The organism is Massilia sp. 05N420, assembly GCF_056397205.1.
In genome coordinates this window covers 36997-60333 of sequence record NZ_JBFTMX010000003.1, presented here as the reverse complement: position 1 = coordinate 60333, position 23337 = coordinate 36997, and the positions used below count along the sequence as shown (strand labels likewise).

The 23337-nt window shown below is 68.2% G+C and carries 19 protein-coding genes; 7 read left to right on the top strand and 12 right to left on the bottom strand.

The window, feature by feature from the left end; translation table 11 throughout:
* Window positions 1–51 precede the first annotated feature (51 nt).
* Genes AC1DIX_RS02255 through AC1DIX_RS02245 form a run of 3 tightly spaced genes read left to right on the top strand, consistent with a single transcriptional unit; the run spans window position 52 to window position 1875 of the window.
* Complete coding sequence (locus AC1DIX_RS02255) at window positions 52–933, top strand: MaoC/PaaZ C-terminal domain-containing protein (RefSeq protein ID WP_477321678.1); 882 nt, start codon at window positions 52–54, stop codon at window positions 931–933.
* Between the two features lie 38 nt (window positions 934–971).
* Window positions 972–1409, top strand: a complete 438-nt coding sequence (locus AC1DIX_RS02250; protein ID WP_477321676.1) for a universal stress protein — start codon at window positions 972–974, stop codon at window positions 1407–1409.
* Between the two features lie 13 nt (window positions 1410–1422).
* Complete coding sequence (locus AC1DIX_RS02245) at window positions 1423–1875, top strand: universal stress protein (RefSeq protein WP_442121528.1); 453 nt, start codon at window positions 1423–1425, stop codon at window positions 1873–1875.
* On the opposite strand, the gene AC1DIX_RS02240 is transcribed toward AC1DIX_RS02245, so the two are convergent.
* From AC1DIX_RS02240 to AC1DIX_RS02225, 4 genes are all read right to left on the bottom strand, one after another.
* Window positions 1872–2792, bottom strand: coding sequence for a hypothetical protein (locus AC1DIX_RS02240; protein WP_477321963.1), 921 nt, complete (start codon window positions 2790–2792; stop codon window positions 1872–1874). The two genes, AC1DIX_RS02245 and AC1DIX_RS02240, sit on opposite strands and share 4 nt — an antisense overlap.
* A 5-nt stretch (window positions 2793–2797) precedes the next feature.
* Window positions 2798–5200 carry an LTA synthase family protein gene (locus AC1DIX_RS02235; protein ID WP_477321674.1) on the bottom strand — a complete coding sequence of 801 codons (2403 nt, stop codon included), beginning with the start codon at window positions 5198–5200 and terminating at the stop codon, window positions 2798–2800.
* On the bottom strand, window positions 5194–6441 hold the full coding sequence (locus tag AC1DIX_RS02230; protein ID WP_477321672.1) for a YaiO family outer membrane beta-barrel protein: 1248 nt from the start codon (window positions 6439–6441) through the stop codon (window positions 5194–5196). The genes AC1DIX_RS02235 and AC1DIX_RS02230 overlap by 7 nt, the downstream gene beginning before the upstream one ends.
* Window positions 6442–6612: 171 nt before the next feature.
* Window positions 6613–7161: a flavin reductase family protein gene (locus tag AC1DIX_RS02225; protein ID WP_477321670.1), complete on the bottom strand. Its 549-nt coding sequence runs from the start codon at window positions 7159–7161 to the stop codon at window positions 6613–6615.
* 76 nt (window positions 7162–7237) lie between these two features.
* Here AC1DIX_RS02225 and AC1DIX_RS02220 point away from each other — a divergent pair, with 76 nt between their 5' ends.
* Complete coding sequence (locus AC1DIX_RS02220) at window positions 7238–8257, top strand: DUF3108 domain-containing protein (RefSeq protein WP_477321668.1); 1020 nt, start codon at window positions 7238–7240, stop codon at window positions 8255–8257.
* Window positions 8258–8278: 21 nt separating this feature from the next.
* Here the strand turns inward: AC1DIX_RS02220 and AC1DIX_RS02215 are convergent, their stop codons facing one another.
* From AC1DIX_RS02215 to AC1DIX_RS02185, 7 genes are all read right to left on the bottom strand, one after another.
* Window positions 8279–12550 carry a pilus assembly protein gene (locus AC1DIX_RS02215; RefSeq protein ID WP_477321666.1) on the bottom strand — a complete coding sequence of 1424 codons (4272 nt, stop codon included), beginning with the start codon at window positions 12548–12550 and terminating at the stop codon, window positions 8279–8281.
* Window positions 12551–12563: 13 nt separating this feature from the next.
* Window positions 12564–13166 (bottom strand): pilus assembly PilX family protein, encoded by a 603-nt coding sequence (locus AC1DIX_RS02210; RefSeq protein WP_477321664.1) that lies wholly within the window; start codon window positions 13164–13166, stop codon window positions 12564–12566.
* A complete protein-coding gene (locus AC1DIX_RS02205) occupies window positions 13166–14362 on the bottom strand; it encodes a PilW family protein (RefSeq protein WP_477321662.1) in 1197 nt (398 codons plus the stop codon). Before AC1DIX_RS02205 ends, AC1DIX_RS02210 begins: the two co-directional genes overlap by 1 nt.
* Window positions 14363–14370: 8 nt before the next feature.
* Window positions 14371–14811 (bottom strand): type IV pilus modification PilV family protein, encoded by a 441-nt coding sequence (locus tag AC1DIX_RS02200; RefSeq protein WP_477321660.1) that lies wholly within the window; start codon window positions 14809–14811, stop codon window positions 14371–14373.
* Complete coding sequence (locus tag AC1DIX_RS02195; protein WP_477321658.1) at window positions 14808–15446, bottom strand: pilus assembly FimT family protein; 639 nt, start codon at window positions 15444–15446, stop codon at window positions 14808–14810. Before AC1DIX_RS02195 ends, AC1DIX_RS02200 begins: the two co-directional genes overlap by 4 nt.
* Entirely contained in the window at window positions 15434–15868 is a 435-nt protein-coding gene (locus AC1DIX_RS02190; RefSeq protein WP_477321656.1) for a type IV pilin protein, read from the bottom strand. The genes AC1DIX_RS02195 and AC1DIX_RS02190 overlap by 13 nt, the downstream gene beginning before the upstream one ends.
* A 115-nt stretch (window positions 15869–15983) precedes the next feature.
* Window positions 15984–16475 (bottom strand): GNAT family N-acetyltransferase, encoded by a 492-nt coding sequence (locus AC1DIX_RS02185; RefSeq protein WP_477321654.1) that lies wholly within the window; start codon window positions 16473–16475, stop codon window positions 15984–15986.
* A 317-nt stretch (window positions 16476–16792) separates the two neighbouring features.
* Here AC1DIX_RS02185 and AC1DIX_RS02180 point away from each other — a divergent pair, with 317 nt between their 5' ends.
* From AC1DIX_RS02180 to AC1DIX_RS02170, 3 genes are read left to right on the top strand one after another with little or no spacing between them, the layout of a single operon-like run.
* Entirely contained in the window at window positions 16793–19126 is a 2334-nt protein-coding gene (locus AC1DIX_RS02180; protein ID WP_477321652.1) for a GH92 family glycosyl hydrolase, read from the top strand.
* Window positions 19123–21411, top strand: a complete 2289-nt coding sequence (locus AC1DIX_RS02175) for a GH92 family glycosyl hydrolase (RefSeq protein WP_477321650.1) — start codon at window positions 19123–19125, stop codon at window positions 21409–21411. The genes AC1DIX_RS02180 and AC1DIX_RS02175 overlap by 4 nt, the downstream gene beginning before the upstream one ends.
* Window positions 21411–22385 carry a LacI family DNA-binding transcriptional regulator gene (locus AC1DIX_RS02170; RefSeq protein WP_442124564.1) on the top strand — a complete coding sequence of 325 codons (975 nt, stop codon included), beginning with the start codon at window positions 21411–21413 and terminating at the stop codon, window positions 22383–22385. The genes AC1DIX_RS02175 and AC1DIX_RS02170 overlap by 1 nt, the downstream gene beginning before the upstream one ends.
* On the opposite strand, the gene sigJ is transcribed toward AC1DIX_RS02170, so the two are convergent.
* Window positions 22373–23263, bottom strand: a complete 891-nt coding sequence (gene sigJ, locus AC1DIX_RS02165) for an RNA polymerase sigma factor SigJ (RefSeq protein WP_477321648.1) — start codon at window positions 23261–23263, stop codon at window positions 22373–22375. The genes AC1DIX_RS02170 and sigJ overlap by 13 nt on opposite strands.
* Window positions 23264–23337 lie beyond the last annotated feature (74 nt).

Genomic DNA, 23337 nt, shown 5'->3' with positions numbered 1-23337 from the left:
AAAAACGATATGTTACAGCGGAAAGCCATAACGAACAACAGTTGATAAGCCATGTCCAATCTTTCATTGTCCCTTCCGCTGCCGCCGATGTCCGCGGCGACCCTGCTGCGCGCGCTGTTCAAGCGGCCCGCACCCTCCTCCGCCGCGACGGCGGCGCCGACCCGCTACCGGCTCGACCGCATCGACGAGGCCAGCGTGGCCCGCTACCGCGCCGCCCTCGGCTTCGAAGGCACCCGCATCCCGCTCACCTGGTACTACCTGCCGGCCCAGCGCGCCCACCTGGCGACCATGCTGGGCGCCTCCTTCCCCTTCCGCGTGGTCGGCGCCATCCACGTCGACAATGCGCTGGAAGCCAGGAGGACGCCGGCGCCCGGCCGCCCGCTGGAACTGCTGACCGAGGTGAAGGTCGAACCGCCGGCCGCCAACGGCGCCGTGCACGCCCTGCTGGACACCCGCGCGGCCCAGGACGGCGAACTGGTGTTTATCTGCCGCAGCAACTACCTGGTGGTGCGCGGCACACGCATGGGCCACCACCACCGCCCCGCCGCACCGGAAGCGCCGAAGCCGGCGCCGATCGCCGGCTGGCAGCTGTCCGCCACCAGCGGACGCGAGTATGCCTGGGTGTCGGGCGACTGGAACCCGATTCACCTCTGGCCCTGGACCGCGCGGCTGATGGGCCTGAAGGCGCCGATCATCCAGGGCATGCACACCCTGGCCCGCAGCTGCGCCGAACTGGAGCGCGCCGGCGGGCGCCGCGTGCTGCGGCTCGACGGCCGCTTCCGCGCGCCGATCGAACTCGGCGCCCGGGCGGCGCTGGCGGCCGAGCTCGAAGGCGGCCGCTACACGGTCGAGAGCGGTGGACGCCTGGCCGTCGAGGGCGGCTTTGCATTTGATTCAGGTCAAACTATACTGGATGCATATCCACCATCCTGAATGAACCAGCCAACTGGGACATTCATGGAGGGAAAGCCATGTACAAGCGCATCCTGATCCCGAGCGACGGTTCCGAAGCCTCCGAACGCGCGATCCTGGCCGGCGTCGATTTCGCCCGCGAAGTCGGGGCCGAGGTCGTGGGGCTGACCGTGACGCCGCCCTTCCGCGTCGTCACCGCCGACAGCAGCATGCTGGAAGACACGCCCCAGCAGTTCGACGCCGCCAGCAGCGCCCGCGCCCGCCGCATCCTGGCCGTCATCGAGGACGCCGCGCGCAATGCCGGCGTGCCCTGCCGCAGCGAACACGCGGTCGAGGACGATCCCTGGGCCGCCATCATCGGCGCCGCCCAGCGCCTGGGCTGCGACCTGATCGTGATGGCCTCGCACGGACGCCATGGGTTGAAGGGCCTGCTGCTGGGCAGCGAGACCCAGAAGGTGCTAGTGCACGGCACGATCCCGGTGCTGGTCCACCGCTGACAGGGGTACCATCATGTACCAACGCATCCTCGTTCCCACCGACGGCACCGAATTGTGCAGCGGTGCCCTCGCCGCCGCCCTCGAACTGGCGGCGCTCGGCGGCGGTTCCATCCTCGGCCTGCATGCCGGGCCGCCCGCACGGCTGGAGCCCCTGGCCGACGAAGACCCGGTGCGCGCCGCCTGGCTCAAGGAACGCGAACGCAACGGCGCCGACGCCCTGGCCTGGATCGCGCGCCGCGCCGCCGAAGCCGGCATCCCCTGCGAGACCCTGCTGCTGCCCTATGAAAGCCCGGCCGCGGCCATCGTCGACACCGCGCGCGACCGCCATTGCGACCTGATCGTGATGGCCTCCCACGGGCGCGGCGGCCTGCGCGCGCGGCTGCTGGGCAGCGAGACCTGGAAGGTGCTGAGTATCTGCGCGATTCCGGTGCTGGTGGTGCGCGGGCCTTCCAACGGAGGATCCTAGTCGAGACCCAGCCAGCGGCGGTAGGAGGCGTAGTGATGCACCACGAAGCCGCCAAAGGAGCGCATGCCGCCCACGCTGCGCGAGGTCGCCGCCAGCTCGCGCTCCAGGTCGGGCTCGCCCAGGTGATTGAACGACACCTTCTTCAACTCGTTCGGCATGGTTTCGATGCCGATCAGGACCGGGCGGCCAATGGTCTCGCCATACGCAAGCTCGTCCATCGCATGGCTGACCAGGCCGTCGCCGCCGTCCGCATGGTCGCGGTAATCCATCAGCGCAACATAGTCGTAGATGTCCTGCACGTGCTGGTTGACCGGCTTGCGCCTGCCATGCCAGTCGAGCTGGATGCCGTCCAGCCAGAACGGGATGGCGGGGCCGATCGGCAGCGCCTGGCCCGACTGGGCCTTCACCCGCATCAGGGTATCCGACATGTCGAGGAAGTTGGCCAGCAATTCCATCTTGCGGGTCGACCACTCGGCTAGGATATGAGGTTCGATGTCGAGGTTGATGCCGTCGAAGCGTTCTTCGGGGGCCGCAACCTTGTTATAGTCGAGCACACGCTGGAGCATGGCGACGGCCTCCTCGCGGTGGCGCGGCAGCACGTAACGCTCGGTGTTCAGGTAGCCCGAACCCAGCAGGGCGTAGACCTTCAGGCCGGACCCGTGCAGGCGGCGCAGCAGGCGGCGGTAGCGCTCCGGTTGCGAGACGATCAGGTTGCGGCCGCGCCAGGCGTCGGCGTACAGGTAGACGGTGCCGATCGATTTCGCCTTCAGGAAGGCGATGCCCTGGGCGGCCATGCCCTCGCTCTCGAGCATGGCGTAGGACTCGCCTTCCCAGGTCCAGATCGCCCGCGGGCCGGCTGTCTCTGCGGCATGCGCACTGCCGGCGACGAGCGCAGCCAGCAGCGCGGTACGCAGCATTTGCCTCACAGCGGCATCTCCACGTGGTACTGGCCGATGCCGATCGAGCGCCCGGTCTCGGGATGCGAAGGAATCACGGACACGAAATAGGTCGCGTGCGGCAGCTTGCCCAGCCTGGCCGGCAGCGCAATCGTCAGTGTGGCGCCCGCCTCCATGGTCCGCGGCTCGCCGGCGACTTCGCCGACTTCGAGTCCGCCGGCAGTGCTGATCACCAGCAGCGGCACGAAGGCGCGCGATCCCGTGGACGACTCGTTGTGCAGGGTCGCCTCGACCATCGCCGCCCCGTCGGGTCCCGGCGCCGCCGCGCGGCGCACATTGGAGACGCCCACACCGCCGCCCTCGGCCGCCAGCGCCACGCTGCGCAGATTGCGGCTGGTGGCGCCATAGGCTGCCAGCGCGTCGACCGCATCCGGCGGCGCCAGCGCGGGAGAGCGGCCGGCCACGGCGTTCGCCTGCAGGAAGGACTGGAACTGGGCCCGTGCCACCGATAACGCCTTGCCTTCCGGCGCGCGGTCGGTCCGCATGCCGTCGGCCAGCGCATACAGCCGGCCTTGCGCCAGGTAGACGGTGCCGGACACGAAGTCGCTCAGCTCGGTCTTGGTCTGCTTGAGCGGGACCACGTGCAGGTTTCGGAAAGCCGCTTCGGTATCCAGGCCGGTGCCGAGCCAGGTCACGGCCGGCGGCGATTTCAGGCCGTGATTGTTCGACAGGTAAGCCAGCAGCGAGGGCGCGATGTCGAACTGGGAACTGACCGACTTGATGGCGCGCGGCTGCTTCAGCAGCGGCGAGTAGACGATCAGCGGTACGTGGTAGCGCTCGATGCGGGTGTCCATCGGCAGCTCGGGCAGGCGGTGGTCGCCGGTGATCACGAAGATGGTGTTCTCATAGCCCGGCAGCTTCTTCGCGCCGTCGAAGTAGCGGCGCAGCGCGTCGTCCGTGTAGAGGACGCTGGCGAAGATCTCGCGCTGGGCCGCATAGCCCGGGTTAGCGTTCGGCGCGATGCCCAGCTGGGCCAGGCGCTGCCCCACCTTCTCCATGTAGCGCGGTTTGTCCGGGAAGGTGAAGGGGTCGTGCATGCTGGTGGTCTGGATGATCGTCAGCGACGGCGCCTGCCTCTCCTTTGCCGCAATGCTTTCCCTGCGCAGGGTCATGTCGACCAGCTCGCCGTCGGCATAGCCCCAGTCGTTGCTGCGCTGGGCCGGCGGGCCGTAATCGCGCTCGCTGACGAACTGCTCGACACCTTCCTGGCGCAGGAACCTGCCTTCGTTGTCGAAGTCGAGGTCGGACCCGCTGTAGAACCCCAGGCGGTAGCCCTGGGACTTCAGCACGCTCAGGATGGACGCGTGGCGCGGCGCCTTGTCGCCGAGCGCGGCCAGGCCGTTCTCGCCGAAAGGCAGCGATCCGAACATCGTGGTCAGCACGCCGAAGGTGCGGCCCTGGCCGGACAGGAAGTTCTCGAAATACAGGCTGCGGCCGGCCAGTTCGTCGAGGAAGGGCGTGAAGCTGCCCAGGCGGGCGCCGGGACCGGAGAAATTGCGGCCCAGACCTTCGACGATGATGAAGACCAGGTTCGGCGGCGTACCGGCGCGGCGTTCGAACAGCGGGCCGAGCGTGTCCGGCGTGCGCTCCGGATGCAGGAAGGGATAGCGCCCGTCCTTGCCGGCCCAGGGCAACTCGCCTGAGCGGGGTTCGCCGGCTGCGCCGCCGCCGCTGCCCATCAGGTGGGCCAGGTTGCGGTCGGCAAAATAGGCGGTCTTGTTCAGCAGATAGTCGATGCTGGCTTCGCTCTGGGCGGCGGTGGGCGCGTAATGGTCGGGCAGGAAGGCGAAGGCCAGCAGGCTCGCGGCGCCGAAGATCAAGCTACTGCGCGCGTCCGCGCGCGGCCACCAGGGACGGCCGCAGGCCCGCAGCGCCAGCCACAGCACGGCCAGCGCGCATGCCAGAGCCGCCACCAGCGGCACATCGGCGCGCCAGCCGCCGGCGACCGTGGTCGCGACTTCGGCGCTGGTATAGCCGAACAGGTCGGCGCCCAGCGGCACTCCGGCAACCCAGTGGTATTGCAGCAGGCCGGCCTGGGCCACCAGCAGCAGCGACCAGCAGACGCCCAGCAGCGCCCTGCGCCAGCGTGGCGCCGGCACCAGCGCCACCAGCGGCGCGCCCAGCACGAACAGGAAACCGTAACGGAGCAGTGACAGCAGATCGTTCGCCAGCGCCGGCCCGAACAGGATCGAAACTTTCATGTCGCCGCCGGCGGCATGCCAGCTCTCGGCAACGCGCAGGCAGAGCCAGGCCAGCACCAAGGCCGGCAGGCAGCCGAGCACTTCGCCGAGGGCGGCGCCCAGGGCGCGGGCGGCCGGGCCGCGGTGTTTCGCCGGTGCGGCGGCCGGCTTGTCGGCCACTGCTACCATCGGCGGTACAGCGCGAAGGACAGGCCGCGCTCGTCGCCGCCGTTACCCGAGGCGGTATGCGAGAAGGTCGCGCCGATCTTGCCGCCCCATTGCGGGCTGAAGTAGCGCACCCAGGCAAGACCGCCGCCGCCCGAACGGGCGCGCCCGCCGACCAGGCTGAGGGGATCGTCGCTGCGGCCGCTGTTGACGCTCATTTCGAGGTAGTTGTCGGCGTCGCCGAGGTAGTACCAGCGCCCCAGCAGACGCTCGCCGGTGCTGTGGGAGCCCACCGACACGATGTCCTGGTGGCGCAGCTGGACGTAGAAATTGCCAAGGTATTTGGCGATGCTGGCGCCATAGATGTTGACGCGCGAATCGAAGCCCAGCACGTCGTCGCTGAGCGAGGCCTCCCAGCCGCCGCCCAGGGCCTGCCAGACCTCGACGCGGCCGGAATTGGCCGGGAACAGGCGGCTGGCGGCCGAATGCTGGTAGCGCAGGTTGGCATAGGCGCCGCGCCACAGGCCGGTATAGGCATCCAGCGCCCAGGCGTAGTCGCGCTCGCCGAAGCGGTGGGCGCGCAGGGTTTCGAAGCCGATCGAAGCGCTGGCCATGTAGCGCCGCACGCTGGCGGTCTGGTCGTTCCAACGCGGACCGTTGCCGACATCGGTCCAGCCCGAAGACAGGCTGGCACCCCAGGCATGGCCGGCGGCGCTGGCGAGGTCCGGATTGCCGGCCGATGGCACCGCGGGACGCGGCTGCATCTCGGCCAGCAGGCCGTCGATCTCGCCAGCCTCGCCGCCGAGGGCGCGCGCGCGTTCGAGGTCGGCCTTCGCCTCGGCGGACTGGCCGAGGGCGCGCCGGGTACGCGCCCGGGCAACATAGGCCGCCGGGTCGTTCGGGCGCAGGGCCACGAGACGGTCCCAGGCTTCCAGGGCCTTCGCCGGCTGCTCGCTCCAGCGGTAGGTATTGCCGAGCGCTTCCCACACGTCCGCATAATCGGGCGAGGCCTTCGCCGCCGCACCGAGGTCGGCCTCGGCTTCGCTCCAGCGCCCCAGGCGGGCATACACGATGCCGCGGCCAAGCAGGACGTCGGGATTGCCCGGCGAACGGGCCAGCAGCGCGGAATACGTGGCCAGCGCCAGCGCCGGCTGGCCGCCGTTGGCGAGCGCGCGCGCCCTGGCGTACTGGTCGTCGAAGGATGGAGCACTGGCTGGCTGAATCTGGGCGGGCGGATCCGAAGGAAGCTGGAAATCGATGGGCATGTAGGGAAAAGGCTGGGTGAAATCGGCGCGCGGGTTCGAGCCCCGCGCAGGCGAAACTGTGCCGGAGTCCCTGTATTGCGTCAAGGAAAGCGCCCAACCTGTTCCCTATCTGTCGCGCAAAACCCTCAAAGCCTTTACCGCTTCGTCATCGAAGCTGCAGGGCCGGCAAGCCTACTTCAGTCCGGGGCGGCTCAGGTCGACCGTAGGCCCGGACAGCATGAAGTGCCCGTCGCCGCGGTAATGCAGGGTCTCGGGGTAGTCCGGGGTCGACGCCACGCGCGCGGCCACCACTTCCCAGATGAAGAAGTTATAACGCTCGACCAGGCTGTCGTCGTGCAGCCGGCATTCGAACTGCGCGTGGCATTCGCGGATGGCGGGAGCGGCCACCAGCCGCGACGGCTGGGGCGTCAGGCCGAAAGCGTCGAACTTGTCGATGTCGGCGCCGCTGGTCGAGCCGATGCCCAGCACCGCTTCCGTCAACGCCGTCGTGGGCAGGTTGAGCACGCATTCGCCGCTGCCGCGCACCAGCTCGAAACTGTGGTTGCTGGAAGCGATCACGCAGCCGACCAGCGAGGGCGAGAATTCCATGACCGTGTGCCAGCCCATGGTCATGATGTCGCGCCGTCCCTGCCAGGCGGAGGAGACCAGCACCACCGGGCCGGGTTCGAGATAGCGCCGCACCTGGTGCAGGGGCAGCTTGTGCTTGCGAGGGGTATCCATGCCTGCATGATGGCGCGGCGGCCGATGCCTGGGCGCACGGATGGGCAGGGACGGTCCCAGGCGCTACACTAGCGGGATGAGGTCCAATGCTTTCCTGTCGCCCAACCGCCGCCTGCTCGTCCTGTGCGCGCTGTCGCTCGCCCTGCATGGCGCACTGCTGGAACTGGCGGCGCGGCGCATGCCCGGCCCGCTGGCGCCGCCGGCGGCCGGCGCCCCGCTGGTGCTGCGCCTGATGGACACGGCCGCGGCGCCGCACCGTCCGCAGGACAGCCGGCCCGCGCAGGCTGCGGACAGGCCGGTCGACGCAGCGCCCGAGCCCACCCCAAGGCGGCCCCCTCCCCCGCCGCCCGCTGCGGCCGTGACCGAAGCGCCGCCACCGGCCGGCGTGGCCACCCCGGCCATCACCGGCCCCACGACCCGGCCCGCCCCTGCCGCCTCCCTCGGCGAGAACGCACTGCTGCCGATGGCGGGCCGCTACCGCCTGCGCCTGCCGGCCAGCGCACGCCTGAGCTTCACCTCGCCGGGACGGCCGGACGGCCAGGCCTACCTCGACTGGCGCAGCGACGACAGTGGCTACAGCCTGGAATTCGACGGCATCCTCGGCCGCCTGTCCAGCCGCGGCATCAGCGGCGATACCGGCATCGCGCCGGCCCTCGCCACCGAAACCCGGACGGACGGCAGCACAAGCACCAGCTTCGATGCGACGACGGGCGAGGTCCGCTTCCAGGGCGCCGGCAATCCCGCGCCGGGCGCGGTCGGCATGCAGGACCGCGCTTCCGTGCTGGTGCAGCTGGCCGCCATCGCGCTGGGACGGCCCGAGCAGCTGCAGAACGAGATCAGGATCGTGGTGGCCGGCGCATCGCAGGTGAGGGTCGAACGCTACCAGGTACTCGGCCAGGAAGAGGTCGACACCGGCATCGGCAGCATGCCGGCCTGGCATCTGGCGCGGCTGGCGGCGCCTGGCGAAGCCCGGCTCGAACTGTGGCTGGCGCCCTCGCAGGACTGGCTGCCGGTGCAACTGCGCGTGAGCGGGACTGACGGCAGGGTCGAGACCCAGACCCTCAGCGGGGCCGTGCGCGCGGTCCCGGCTCCCTGATACGCAAGTCCAGCCGATGCCTTAGTTGCGCACCCGGCGCCAGCCGGCGCGGTGGGCCTCGACGTCGCTGGCGCGCGCCACGCTCGAAGTGATGGTATTGCCGTCCGCGGTGGTGGTGACCATCTTCAGGGCGCCCGAGGGCAGGCGCACGATGATGAAGCCGACCGCCGCCGAATTGCCCGACAGGGACTGGCCCGCGATCGCGCCGATGCCCTGCTGGGTGTTGACCGGCGCCGCCGTGCAGACGTTCAGCTGGTAGACGTTGCTGCTGCCGCCGACCTTGCACGAGGACGAGGACGAAGGAATATTCGACACCACGGTCAGGGTGCCGGCCGCCACCTTCGGGTCGAGGTTGACGCGTTCGCCGGCGTTCTGGTCGAGATCGAAGAACCAGCCGGCCTGGCTGCCGAGGTTCACGGCCGGGCCGCTGATCGTGTAGGCCTGGGTGCCGGCCGGACGCGCCAGCGACTGCTTGGCCATCGAGGTCGAATTGCGCCAGCTGGCGGCGCCGATGCCGGTGCCGCTGTCCTTCAGCACGTAGACGCTCTGCTTGCTGGTATCCGCGATATCGGGCAAGTCGAGCAGGCGGCCGGTGCCGAACACCACGACCTTCTGCGCGCCCACCGTGGTTTGGCCAGAGGCGTCGGTCGAAGTCACCTGGCACAGGGTGACCTCGGGGCGACTGGTGACGGGCTGGCCGGTGCCGGCGTCGCCCATCTGCAGCACCGTCGGGTTGCCGCCGGCGGTAAAGTCGAAGCGCCACATCTTGCCCTGGTTGTCGCCGCCGTAGACATAGGTCACCAGCGGGTCTGTGAGCGGATTGTTGGTGATCGCGGTGATCTTGGCCAGGCCCGAGGGCGTGGTGGTGTCGCCGACATTGGTGCTGGTCTTGCTCAGCACCTGGCCGCTGGCCACGTCGACCACGTACAGGTAGCCCTTGCCGTTGCCGCCGAAGCCGGTGGACGGCACGTTGTTGTAGCCGGAGGTCAGGAACACCACCCAATGCTCGGTGCCGGAGGCATCCTTCCAGGTGCCGAACTGCGGGTTGCCGAAGCTCAGCCCGATGTCGGCGTCGAAGCGGTTGCCGGTGCAGACTTCCGCGTCGGCGCAGAGCTCCCACAGCGCGGACGGATTGGCGGGGTCGGTGACGTCGACCGCATAGTAACCGCGACCGCCTCCGTTCAAGCCGGCCACCACCACCGAACGCCAGATGCCATTGATCTTGACGTCGCCGAGTTCGGGCGAACCGTCGGTGGTGAACTGGTGGTTGGTACTGTAGGTCGTGCTGGCCTGCTGGTACAGCTTCTTCATGGTGATGCGCGGGACGTAGGCCCACAGCTCGCTGCCGTTGGCGGCATCGAAGGTGTGCAGCATGCCGTCGTTGGCGGCAACGAACACCACCGGCTTACGCGCCGCATTGTCGACCTTGAACTTGCTGTAGCCGGTGGCCGTGTAGTTCTTGCGCGGCTCGCGCTGGTAGGCCGGCTTGGACGAGGCAATGTCGCCGAGCACGATCGGCAGCACCTGCGTGACGCCGTCGTCCTTGGGGTTCGACAGCGTGTAGGCGCGCAGGCGGGTGTCGTCCGCATACTGCTGCTGCCCGCGCAGCCAGGCGACGATATTGCTGCCGTTGTTGACGACCAGGCGGTCGGCGGCCGACAGGTTGGAGCACTGCGCCAGCGCGCCGCACTTGTTGTCGAACCAGGCTTTCTCGGTGGCGTTCATCCCCGCGTACAGGAAGTCCTTGAGGCCGCCGTTGTCGACGTCCAGCATCTTGATGCTGCGGGTATCGGTAGATGCCGCCACCTTGGCGCCGACCGTATTGCTCGAGTGCCAGGCGATGGTCTTGATGACTTCCCCGCTGACCGGATCGAGCTTGCGGTCGGTGAGCACGCCGAACCATTTGACGGTGGTGAAGGTGGCCGAGAAGATGTCGTTGTCCTCGAGCGTGATGTTGGGGGTCGAGGTGGCCGATGCCGCGGCCGCGCCGACGTGCACTTCGATGTTCGCCAGTGCCTTGCCGAGGCCGGTCACGACTTCGGCCGGGTCATTGGCGCTGAAGTACTTGCCGTGGCCGTTGATGGCCGCATGCCACAGGTCGTCGACCCGCTCCTGGTAGGCCGCGCCGCCGCTGGCATCGCCGGTGTTCGGGTCCGGCCACACATAGGCGCCCTTGTTGTTCCAGGGGCAGCCGGTGGTGACGCCGGTGACCAGCTTGTAGAAGTCCGATCCTTCGGTGGCACCGGTGTCGTACTTCGGGTCGAAGGCCATGATCCCGTCCACGCCCAGGCCGAGCGCGTAGGTGTTCATGTGCAGGTGCTGGTTGTCGCCGGCGGCGGCCGGCACCACGCCGTCCTTGCTCATGTCGTCGATATCGGGGCGCAACGAGGTGGTGCTGGTGCTGGAGCCGCCGTTGTACCAGTGCAGTGCGACGTCGGCCAGCGAGGCCGCGGTCTGGGCGCGCGGGTCGACGCAGCCGAGACGCTTGCTGCAGAAGCGAGCCAGATTTTCCACGTTGTCGCTGCTGGAGACGCTGGTGGCAGCGCCGCCGTTCCAGTAGCCGTCGGTCGTGACGAAGGCGAAGTTCTGCTGGCAGGGATACTCGATCACTTCGGAACCGGCCGGCCGCTGGAACTTGCCCAGGTTCGCATACATCCTGCCGACCGCGTTCAGGGCCAGGCGCATCGGTGTCGAGCCCGACGCGCTCATCTTGTACAGGGCGTTGTACCAGGCGGTCCGGTTGGCGCCGGAGAATTCGGCGGGATAGGTGAAGCCGTTGGCCGTCTCCGGCTGGGCCGCCGCGTTCGACAGCGAGACGATGCCGACCTTGTAGTTGCCGTTCAGCGCCTGGAAGGCCTGGCCGACCGCCGTCTTCATCATCTGGTTGCGCGTCTTGTAATAGGCGTACCAGTTGGCGAAGTTGGTCATCTCCTCGTCGTAGGTGCAGGTGCCGCCGGCGCAGTCGGTGCGCGCTGGCGCCTTCGGATAGCTGTTGTTGGTCGAGACGATGTCGGTGCGGACGAACACGGGCGCGCCCGCGCCGATGGCAGTGACGGTGGTCGGGATCACGTCGCTGGTCTTCTTGTCGATCGCCTTGGTCTGGGCGCTGACGCTGACCGCCCAGCCGTTGCGGCTGCCGTCCGCCACCACCGTGCAGTCCGGGCTGTCCTTGGCGGCGCCGCTCGGGCAGACGATCGGCACGATCGCGACCACATTGCTGGTGCCGATATTGATGCCGTAGGTCGAGCAGGCCGGCACCGAGGAACTGGTCGGCGCCAGCACGCAGGCCATGTACTGGTTCTTCAAGCCGGTCTTCGCGATGATCGAGGCGGCCAGCGCGGTGGCCAGGCTGGCCTGCTTGGACAGGGTGGTGGTGCCGCCGACCGCGGTGATCGCGCCGCCGGTGATGACGACGGTGCCGCTGGACTCCGCCACCGAAATGCTGTTGATGACCAGGTCGCTGGTGGTGCTGGAGGCGCCGATGGTGACGGTGCCGTAGGCCGCGGTCACCGTGCTGGCCGAAGTCGAAAAGCGTGGATAGATGTATTTGTCGACCTTCGTGTTGACGTACTTCGCCTGGCAGTCGCTCATGCTGGTGCTGTTGCACCAGCGGACCTTGGCCGGATAGGGATAGCCTGCCGGCGCCGGCGAACCGACCGCGACGCCCTTGCAGTTGATCAGGCCCGCTTCCTTGCAGTACTCGGCCACGTTGATGGTGTAGTAGTACGGCGCCGTGGTGTAAGGCGTCGAGGTCTTGTAGGTGCCGTCCGGATAGGCGTAGTTGGGATTGCCGTACAGGCAGGTCTTCGAGTTGCACCAGCCGAGGTCCGGGAAGCCGCTGGCCAGGTTCGACTTGCTCTCGCCCTGCATCGAGATATTGCTGTTGTTGATGCCAAAGCCGTCGGTCGGCACCGAGGTCCAGTTCGTGGTCTGGGTACGCGTCATCGACGCATAGGAGTTGCCGAGGTCGTCGACCGGCGGCGTGTAGCGGATCGCCGGGTTGTAGTACTGGCGGTTGAAATCGGCGCTGTTGAACGGCGGGTAGCCGGGCGTGCAGTTGGTGGTGCCGCTCGCCAGCGTGGACCCGGTGCGGCAGCTGGTCGAATCGACGATGTAGTCCGGCGTATAGGTATAGGTCATCGAGCCCGAGTTATCGTACAACAGCATCAAATTGGGCTTGACGTTGCCGCTGCCCGAGATATTCAGCAGCGGCAGTTGGGCGATATTGGTCGGGGCCGCGGACGCGCCGAGGGCGAGCACGAGCAGGAACAGGAAGGCGAAGAGTCTTTTCATGGGAGGCCTGAGCTTAAACGCCGATCAGCACGATCATCTGGTTGATCACATTGCTGCCGCGCGGACCGTTGATACGCGAGGCGATCACATAATGAAGTTGCGGCGCGCCGTCGTAGCTGGGGGCATCGGCGGCCAGGCTCTCGCCCAGCGCCACGGCGTTGCCAAGGCTGCCCTTCACCGACGAAGTCTGCACGCAGCGGTTGTCCTTGCCGTCGTAGCGGCCGTCGCGCGCGCACAGGCGATGCACCACGTAGTCGATCTTGTTGCCGTCTGCATCGGTGACGGTCTTGGCCGAGTCCCAGAAACCAGCGTCGCGCGGGGTCACCTTGGTGTCCAGCGAGGAGTGGTAGCCGTCGGCGAGGTCGTCGGCTTCGAGCGCGGTCTTGTTGCTGGCGGCCGTCGTGCTCAGCCACTGGAAGCCCTGGTGGAGGCCGAGGTCGGCGGCGCGGTTGAGGGTGGCGTCATAGGCCAGGTTACCGGTCGCCAGCGCGGTCGAGTGGCTGGACCTGAGCAGGTACACGCTACCCAGCAACATGACCGCCAGGATGATCAGCATCACCGGCAGTGCGGCGCCCTGCTCGCGCGCGCCCCCAAGCAGGCGGTACGGCTTCTTCATTACGGCCTCCACACGAAGTTGCGCAGCGGGACCACGGTCTCGAACACGCGGTAGCGGTAGCAGCGCCAGTCGACGCTGTCGCCCGGCACCGCCAGGCTGACCTTGACCGGCGCCGCGGCGGTGCTGCCGGTGGCGTTGGCGAACACCTGCAGCGGCGCCGGCGTGGCAGTGCAGCTGGCGCCGGCCGCCGGCGACTCGGGCGACTTGCTGCGCGCGACCACGGCCAGGCGCACCGCGGCGATACGCAGGTAGTCGCCGGCGCCGCCGGTCACGCCGTCGCCGTCGGCGTCGATCATGGACGCCGACCACTGCTTCACCTGCATGCCGGCGTCCGGCGTGAAGTTCATGCCGGCGCGGTTGTCGAAGCCGTATTGCGCCTTGATCGAGACGATGTCGCCGGCGACGGCGGCCGCATTGGCGCCGGCGCCATCGAGGTCGGTCGAACGCAGCTGCAGGAAGCCGTCCGCGACCGACCAGGTATGGAAGGACAGGGATTCCGGCGGGCCGAGGTTGAACACGCGCGAGACGCCGGCGCCGAAGCTGGCGCCCAGCGCCCCGCTGTTGTAGCGGTAAGCATCGTCCTTGATGACGTCGATCGATTGCTGGGCCGGCAGCGCGGGCAGCGCGTCGGGATCGGACGACACCTGGGCCAGCGAGCACTTGCCGCCCAGCTGCTCGGGTACGACCACGATCACGTCGCCCTGGCGGAAGCCGTAGGGCCGGCGGTCGACCACGATGCGGGTGCCGCTGGTGTAGCCTGACAGCAGGCGCAGGGTGCCGGTGCCGGTGATCGAGCTGCCGGCGTAGAAGCTGATGCGGTCGGGATTCTCGCCGTTGGTGGCGGCATTGGCGTTGGCGCCGGCCGCCTGCGGCTCGATGATGATGGGTGCCAGCGGCTGCACGGCGGCGCCGCCGACGTTCACCGAGGCCAGCGTGTAGCCGCCGGTGTCCTTGAAAATGGTGTTGCAGCCCGCGATCAGCGGGTCGTTCAGGCCATAGCCGGCCTGGGCGGCGTCGCCGCTCATCGAGAACAGCGCCAGCATCCCGTTCTGCATCGCGTCCGAGCCGCCGACCGCATGCCGCTGGGTGCTGTCGGCGCTGGTCACCAGGCGCACCGCGAACAGCAGCGCCAGCATGCCGATCACGATGCTGACCATCAGCTCGATCAGCGAGAAACCGCCCTGCGGTGAGCGCATGTGCTTCCTCATTGCTTGCTGCCCGAGACGTAGGAGGTGACGCGGTACTGGTTGGCCTTGGCGCCCCCTTTACGGGTCCAGGCGATCGCGATATCGATCCGGCTGCCGGAGGCGTCGGTGGCCGGCGTCACCGTCACGCTGATCACGGCCGACGGAATCCGTTTGACGGTCGCGTCGAACCAGGGCTTCAGCTGGGTGCTCGGCGCGGCCGTCTCGACCACCGCATAGGACGTCAGGTTGGCCTGGTCGGTGGCCATGGTGCCGAGCAGCGATTCGGCGGCCAGCGTGGCTTCCGTGCGCATCGCCGAATCCTCCAGTGCCGAATAGGACCGGGCCTGCAGGCCCAAGGTGCCGATCAGGCCGATGGCGAGGATGACCACCGCGACCAGGGCTTCGATCAGGGCGAAGCCCCGCTGCGCGCCCGGCTTCAGCGTGCGCGGGCGGCTCATCGCGGGCACCTGCGGCGGTCGGGCGCGGCCACGCCCGGGTCGCAGCGCGAGGCCACGCCGGCCAGGGTCAGCGACACCGCCATCGGCGTGAAGCTGACCGAACCACCGGCCGTGGGCGACAAGGTGATGCGTGCGATCTGCGGCGAGATCCGGGTGTCGACCCAGCCGAGGGCAGTGAAATAGGCGGCGTTTGCGCCGGAAGGGCCGACCACGAGCGCGACCGCGCTCGACGAAGGCAGGCCGTCGGCACTGCGCACCACCGACTTGTCGCCCTGGGCCCCGCGCGGATCGCCGGCCGCCGCCGCGGTCGGGGTGGACCAGCCGGTGCTGGCGTCGTCGCAGAGGTCGTCGCTGCTCGGGTAGCAGAGGTCGACCCGCCACTGCAGCTGGCCGGAGGCCGGATGGTCGTCCAGCACCAGCCGGCTGGCGGTGTTGTGACTGATGGCCTGGTTGCGCGCGAAGGCGAAGCCGTCGGCGTAATAGCCGGTGGCGGCCATGGCCTTGCGTCCCACCAGCCAGCTGGACATGCTGGGAATGCCGACGCCGGCCAGGATCCCGATGATCGCGACCACGACGGCCGCCTCGACCAGGGTGAAGCCGCCGGCGCGCGGCGCTGCGGGGCTTATTGCACGCACCGGCCGTCCTTGCGGTCGATCCAGCAGGTGGTGCTGGTCGACCAGCCGGTGGGCGCCTTCGGCGTGGCCCGGTTGCCGTTCTGGTCGATGGTGAAGGAGAAACCGGTGGCCGGGCCCTTGCCCGCCGCGGTGACCACATAGCTCGAGGCGTCGCCGCTGGTCAGGACGTAGCCGAAGTTGGCGCTGTCCGGCGGCAGGCGGTCGAACTTGGCGTAGGTGTGGTTGTTCGACCAGAATTCCTCGGCATTGGTCTGCACGGTGCCGAGGCCGGAATACGCTTCCGCCAGGCGCGCGCGCATCACGTGATTGTTGTAGGCGGGGATCGCGACGGCGCTCAGGATGCCGACGATGGCCACCACGATCATCAGTTCGATGAGGGTGAATCCGCGCGCCCGCGCAGTCGTACGGATGGTGCTCGACATAGGAATTCCCGGAAAAAACTTGCCCACCGACAATATTAGCGTAAGCGGGGCAATTTTGGGCTCGTCTGGCGACAAAAAACAACGAATTACGCAGGAAGATATGGAACAGACATCGCTATCCGGCATGCAGGGCGCGCGCCATATAGAGCGCACCGTCCGGATAGCTCAGCAGCGCCCGCGCCCCCTGCCCGCCAGGCGCCAGGTCGTGGGCGGCAAAACCCAGTCCTTCCCAGAAGCGGCGCGAATCCTGCACCGCCACCAGGGCCGACCAGGCCAGGCCGCGCGACCGTCCGCGTTCCAGCAGGCCGCCGGCCAGCCGCCGCGCCAGTCCCTGGCCGAGCGCACGCGGCGCCACCGCCATGTCGTGGATGTACAGGGTGTCGGCATCGGCGGCCGGCTGGAAGGCGGCATCCAGCGGCGTGACCGCGCCGCGCCGCGACGCATAGGCGAACACATAGGCGCAGACGCCCTCGGCGTCGCAGGCGACCAGGCAACTGTCCCGCGCCGCGCGCAGGCGCGCCAGCACGATATCGGCCGGCTCCTGCATGGACGGCGGGTAGCAGGCGGCCTGCACGGCCAGTACGGCGTCCAGGTCGTCTTCGGTCATCCACCGCGGCGTGGCCGGCGGCGTGGGCTTTGTCGTGATATCTCGGCGGTTCTGCATGGCCCGGCATTATGCCCGATCGGGCGCTTCACGGCAGCTCCCGGCGCTAGGCACCCGACTAAACAAACAGGGTAGCGCGTCGCCGTCCGGCTTCCCCTTCGCCTTCTCTGCTCCATGCGTACTGGGTAAGCGGAACGGTGGCATGGCGTCTGCACGACATTTGTTTAGTAAACGCTATAAACAGGAGGCCCGGCATCGTGCGCTTGTTGCTGACCGAAAAAAATCGGGCTATGTTTCCGGAATAACAGCAAGGAGACACGATGGGCAAGCGCATTTCTCTCTCCGCCATTTCACTGGCGGCCGGCCTGCTATGCGCCGGCGTCGCGGGGGCCGCGGCGCCCGGCAGCCGGGTGGCGGAGGTCAACGTCTTCGTCGGCACCGGCGGCGACGGCCACACCTTCCCCGGCGCCACGCGGCCGTTCGGCATGATCCAGTTGAGCCCCGACACCCAGGTCCGCCACTTCAAGCAGAGCTATCCCTGGGCCGCCGGCTACCGCTACGAAGACGACTCCATCCTCGGCTTCTCGCATACCCACTTTTCCGGCGCCGGCCACTCCGACCTCGGCGACGTACTGCTGATGCCCACCAGCGGCGAGCTGAAACTGGAGCCCGGCTATCCGGAACGCCCCTTCAGCGGCTACCGCTCGCGCTTCTCGCACAAGGACGAGCATGCGGAGCCGGGCTACTACGCGGTCAAACTGCTCGACAATGAGGTCGACGTCGAACTCACGGCCAGCGAGCGGGTCGGTCTGCACCGCTACCGCTTCAAGCCGGGAGCGGACGCCCGGGTCGTGCTCGACCTGCGCAGCAGCATCTACGACTGGTCCGGCAAGAACCTGTGGTCGCGCCTGCGCCTGCGCGGGCAGGACACGATCACCGGCATGCGCGAGACGCGCGGCTGGGCACCGGGCCGCCAGCTGTATTTCGCGATCCGCTTCTCGCGCCCGCTCCAGTCGCACCAACTGATGAATCGCGAGGAAGGCGTCGAGTACCGCGGCTTCGCTTCGCCCGGCAAGACCCCGCTTGACAAAATCCTGGTCGAGGGCAAGGCGCTCGAGGCGGCGCTCGACTTCGGCAAGCTCGGCGACGCTCCGCTGCTGGTGAAGGTGGCCGTCTCCGCCGTCAGCGAGGATGGCGCCCTGGCCAACCTGGACGAGATGCCGGACTGGGACTTCGACAAGGAACGCGCGAACGCCAGCGCAGCCTGGGAGCAGGCCCTCGGCGCCGTCGACATCGAGGCGCCGCAGCCGATGAAGCGCATGGTCTATACGAGCCTGTATCACAGCCTGCTGGCGCCGAGCCTCTTCATGGACCGCAGTGGAGCCTACCGCGGGCCGGACAACCAGGTCCACCAGGCGGACGGTTTCCGCTTCCACTCCACCTTCTCGCTGTGGGACACCTACCGCGCCCTGCATCCGCTGCTGACCCTGATCCAGCCGGAACAGCGCAACGCCGACTTCGTGCGCTCCCTGATCGCCTCCCAGCAGGCCAGCCCCTACGGGATCCTGCCGGTGTGGCAGTTCGCCGGACTCGAAACCTGGTGCATGATCGGCTACCACGCSGTGCCGGTGATCGCCGACGCCTACATGAAGGGCATCCGCGGCTTCGATCCGGAACAGGCGCTGCGGGCGATGACCGCCAGCGCGGAATACGGTCCCTACGGCGGCCTGCAGCACTACATGAAATACGGCTACGTGCCGATCGACCTCGAACCGGAGGCGGCCTCGAAGACCGTCGAATACGCCTTCGACGACTGGACCATCGCGCGCATGGCCGAGAAGATGGGCAAGAAGGACGTGGCCGAACGCTATTACAAGCGGGCCCAGAACTGGCGCAATGTGTTCGATCCGAAGACCGGCTTCGTCCGCGCCCGCAAGTCGACCGGCGAGTTCCGCACCCCCTTCGATCCGGTGCAGTCGAACTTCGGCAGCGACTATACCGAGGGCAGCGCCTGGCAGTATTCCTGGTACATGCCCCACGATAACGCGGGCCTGGTGAAGTTCCTCGGCGGCGACGCCGGCCTGGTCAGCAAGATCGACCAGGTGTTCGACGCCAGGGTCGATGCCAACGTCTACGCCCACATGGAAGACATCTCCGGCCTGATCGGCCACTACGCCCACGGCAACGAGCCTTCGCACCACGTGGCCTACCTGTACAACTATGCCGGCGCACCGTGGAAGACCCAGGGGCGCCTGGCCCAGATCGTGGCCAGCCAGTACAAGGATGCGCCGGATGGCCTGGCCGGCAACGACGACCTGGGCCAGACCTCGGCCTGGCTGGCCTTCACGGCGATGGGCTTCTATCCGGTGGCGCCGGGGACCAACGAGTACGTGATCGGCCGTCCCTTCGTCGAGAAGGCCACGCTGAACCTGCCGAACGGCAGGCAGTTCACGGTGCGCGCCGTGAACCTGTCGGACGCCAACGGCTACGTCGGCAGCGTCACCCTGAACGGCAAGGCGCTGGCGCGCAGCTATCTGCGCCACGAAGACATCCTGGCGGGCGGCGAGCTGGTATTCACCATGCAGCCGACCCCGAACACCAACTGGGGCAAGGACAAAACCGCCCGCCCCTACACGCAAACGGCCTACCAATGAAACCGACTCTCTTCGCCGCCGCACTCGGCCTGGCTGCCATCGCCAGCTTCCACGTCCAGGCCGCCCCGCTCGACCATGTGAACCCGCTGATGGGCACCGACAGCAAGCCCGAACTCTCGAACGGGAATACCTATCCCTCGGTCGGCATCCCCTGGGGCATGAACTACTGGACGCCGCAGACCGGCAAGATGGGCAATGGCTGGGCCTATACCTATACGGCCGACCGCATCCGCGGCTTCAAGCAGACCCACCAGCCTTCGCCCTGGATGAACGACTACGGCCAGTTCGCCATCATGCCGGTGACCGGCGCCAAGCGCTTCAAGGAAGACGACCGCGCCAGCTGGTTCTCGCACAAGGCGGAGCTGGCCAAGCCCGACTACTACCGCGTCTACCTGGCCGACAGCGACGTCACCGCCGAGCTCACGCCCACCGAGCGCGCCGCCCAGTTCCGCTTCACCTTCCCGAAGGCCGAGCAGGCCTGGGTGGTGATCGACGCCCTCGACAAGGGCTCCTACGTAAAACTGATCCCTGGCGAGCGCAAGATCGTCGGCTACTCGACCCGCCACGCGGGCAAGCCGCTCACCAACTTCCGCAACTGGTTCGTGATCCAGTTCGACAAGCCCTTCAAGAGCGGCGAAGTGTGGGACGGCGACAAGATCCTCGCCGGCGCGCAGGAAGCGAAGGTCGACCATGCCGGCGCCATCGTCGGCTTTGCGACCGCCGACGGCGAAAAGGTCGGCATGCGCGTGGCCTCCTCCTTCATCAGCCTGGAACAGGCCGAGCGCAACCTGGCGCGCGAGATCGGCAACGACGATTTCGAGGCCACCCGCGCCAAGGCCGCGAAGCGCTGGAACGAGGTGCTGGGCCGGGTCGAGATCAAGGGCGCCAGCCTCGACCAGCAGCGCACCTTCTATTCGAGCCTGTACCGCATGGTGCAGTTCCCGAACAAGCTGTACGAACTCGACGAAGCCGGCAAGCCGGTCCACTGGAGTCCCTACAACGGCCAGGTGCTGCCGGGCCGGATGTTCGCCGGCACCGGCTTCTGGGACACCTTCCGCGCCCTCTACCCCTTCCTCAACCTGATGTACCCGTCGGTCAACCGCGAGATGCAGGAAGGCCTGGCGAACGACTTCAAGGAAGGCGGCTGGCTGCCCGAATGGTCGAGCCCCGGCTATGCCAACGTCATGGTCGGCAATAACTCGGCCTCGGTGGTGGCGGAAGCCTGGCTCAAGGGCCTGCGCGGCTACGACATCGAGACCCTGTGGCAGGCCCTGGTCCACGGCGCCAACAACGCCGGACCGATGGAAGCCGTCGGCCGCGCCGGCGTCGAGGACTACAAGCGCCTCGGCTACGTGCCCTACGATTCCGGCATCAAGGAAAACGCCGCCCGCACCCTCGAATACGCCTACGACGACTTCGCCATCTACCAGCTCGGCAAGGCGCTCGGCAAGCCGCAGTCCGAGATCGCCGTGTATGCGGAGCGGGCCCGCAACTACCGCAAGCTCTTCGATCCGGAAACCGGCCTGATGCGCGGCAAGAACAAGGACGGCAGCTTCCAGGCGCCCTTCAATCCCTTCAAGTGGGGCGATGCCTTCACCGAGGGGAACAGCTGGCATTACACCTGGTCGGTGTTCCACGACGTCGCCGGCCTGATCGAACTGATGGGCGGACGCCAGGCCTTCGTCAACAAGCTCGATGCGGTGTGGACCATGCCGCCCGTGTTCGATGACAGCTATTATGGCCAGGTGATCCACGAAATCCGCGAGATGCAGATTGCCGGCATGGGCCAGTACGCCCACGGCAACCAGCCGATCCAGCACATGATCTACCTGTACGACTATGCCGGCGCCCCCTGGAAGACCCAGTACTGGGCGCGCGAAGTGATGAACCGCCTGTACCGCGCGACGCCGGACGGCTATTGCGGCGACGAAGACAATGGCCAGACCTCGGCCTGGTACGTGTTCTCCGCCCTCGGCTTCTATCCGGTCACGCCGAGCAGCCCGCAGTACGCGCTGGGCGCGCCGCTGTTCCCGGAAGCCGTGCTGCACCTGGAGAACGGCCGCAAGGTGAGCATCAAGGCGCCCGGCAACAGCGATACGCGGCGCTACGTGGATGCCCTCAGCATCGACGGCAAGCCGGTCAGCCGCAACTGGATCGGCCACGATGAGCTGATGCACGGCGCCCAGCTGGAGTTCCGCATGTCGGACAAGCCGAACCAGCGCCGCGGCACGGCCGCCGCCGATGCGCCCTACTCCTTCTCGCAGGATCCTTCGGAGAAACGCTGATGACCGTCACCGTCCGCGATCTGGCGCACCTCACCGGCTGCTCGATCGGCACGGTGTCGCGCGCCCTGAAGAACCAGCCCGGCCTGGGCGAACCGACTCGCGCGCGGATCCTGTCCGCCGCGCGCGAGCTGGGTTACGACTTCAACCGCCTGCGCCTGGGCGCGATCCGGCGCATCGCCTTTTTACTACACGAGCAGCACAACACCCTGTCGTCCAGCCCCTTCTACTCGCCGGTGCTGCAGGGCGCCGAACAGGCTTGCCGGCGCGCCGGCGTGGCCCTGTCCTTCTACGTCGTTCACCCGGGCGAAGCGGTGGCCGAGCTGGTGCGCGCCCAGCAGCCGGACGCCATCCTGTGCGCCGGCTACTTCGAACCGGAGCTGGTGGCGGTGCTGCGCGACAGCGGCAAGCCCCTGGTGCTGGTCGACATGCACCTGCCCGGCTTCACTTCCGTCAATCCCGACCACCACCTGGGCGGCTACCTGGCCACTCGCCACCTGATCCGCACCGGCCGCCGCCGCATCGCCATGATCGCCGGCTCGCTGGCCCACTACAGCATCCACCAGCGCGAGCGCGGCTACCGCAAGGCCCTGTTCGAGGCCCGCATGCTGGCCGATCCGGAACTCGAAGTCCACGTGCCCGGCTGCGCCGACCCGGCCGAGGGCGTGCGCCAGGCCATGCTGAAGCTGCTGGCCATGAAGCCGCGCCCCGACGCCCTGTTCTGCTACAACGACAGCGCGGCCCTGACGGCGATGCAGACCTGCCTGGACGCCGGCCTCAAGGTGCCGTCCGACATCGCCATCGTCGGCTTCGACGACATCAGCGCCGCCGCCCAGGCGATCCCGCCGCTGTCCAGCATCGCGATCGACAAGGAAGCCCTGGGCGCCGCCGGGGTCGCCCTGCTGCTGGACAAGCAGAACGCCGAACAGACCCTGCCCGTGCAGCTGATCGTGCGCGAGAGCAGTTACGACGACTGAGGCCGCCCTGCCAGCTTCGGCAGGGAGCCCAGCTTGTCCGGGTTGCGCACCACGTAGATGCCGGCGATGCGGCCATCGCGGATCTCCAGCGAGGTGACCGAATCCGGCTGGCCGTCGCGCCAGGTCAGCAGCCCCGGGGCGCCGTTCACTTCGATCAGCTGGTGGTGGCCGCGGTCCGTCCACTTGCGTTCGATGCCCACCACCAGGCGCGCCACGCGGTCGGCGCCCAGCACGGCGCGCACCGTGGTCTTGGCCTTGCCGCCGCCGTCGCCCATATAGCTCACATCCTCGGTCAGCAGTTCCTGCACGCGTGCCGCCTCGCCCGAGCGCGAGGCCTCGACGAACCTGGCCAGCAGCGCCAGGTGCTGCTCGCGCCCGACCGCGAAGCGCGGACGCTCCGCGCGCACCCGCTCGCGCGCCCGCTGCAGGATCTTGCGGCAGGCCGCCTCGGTCTTGCCGACCATCGCCGCGACCTCGTCATAGCCGAAGTCGAATACCTGGTGCAGCAGGAACACGGCGCGCTCCTCGGGGCCGAGGCGCTCCAGCATCAGCAGGAAGGCGGTCGAGATATCGCCGGCCGCTTCCAGCGCGGCCTCGGGCGACTCGGCGCTGTCTTCGACCAGCGGTTCCGGCAGCCAGGGGCCGACATAGCGCTCGCGCTCGAGCATGGCGCCGCGCAGGCGGTCGATGGCCAGGCGGGTCACCACCGTCACCAGCCAGGCTTCCGGAATCCGGGCGGCGTCGACGCCGCCGTGCTGCCAGCGCAGCCAGGCTTCCTGCACGATGTCCTCGGCGTCCGCGCGCACGCCCAGCATGCGGTAGGCGATGCCGAACAGGCGCGGGCGCAGGCCCTGGAAAATGTCGATTGTCGTGTCCATGATCATTAGACGGTACGGGCCGCAGGTTTGTGACAGCAAAAAAAACTGTCACAAACGGCGCGACCGCTTCGACT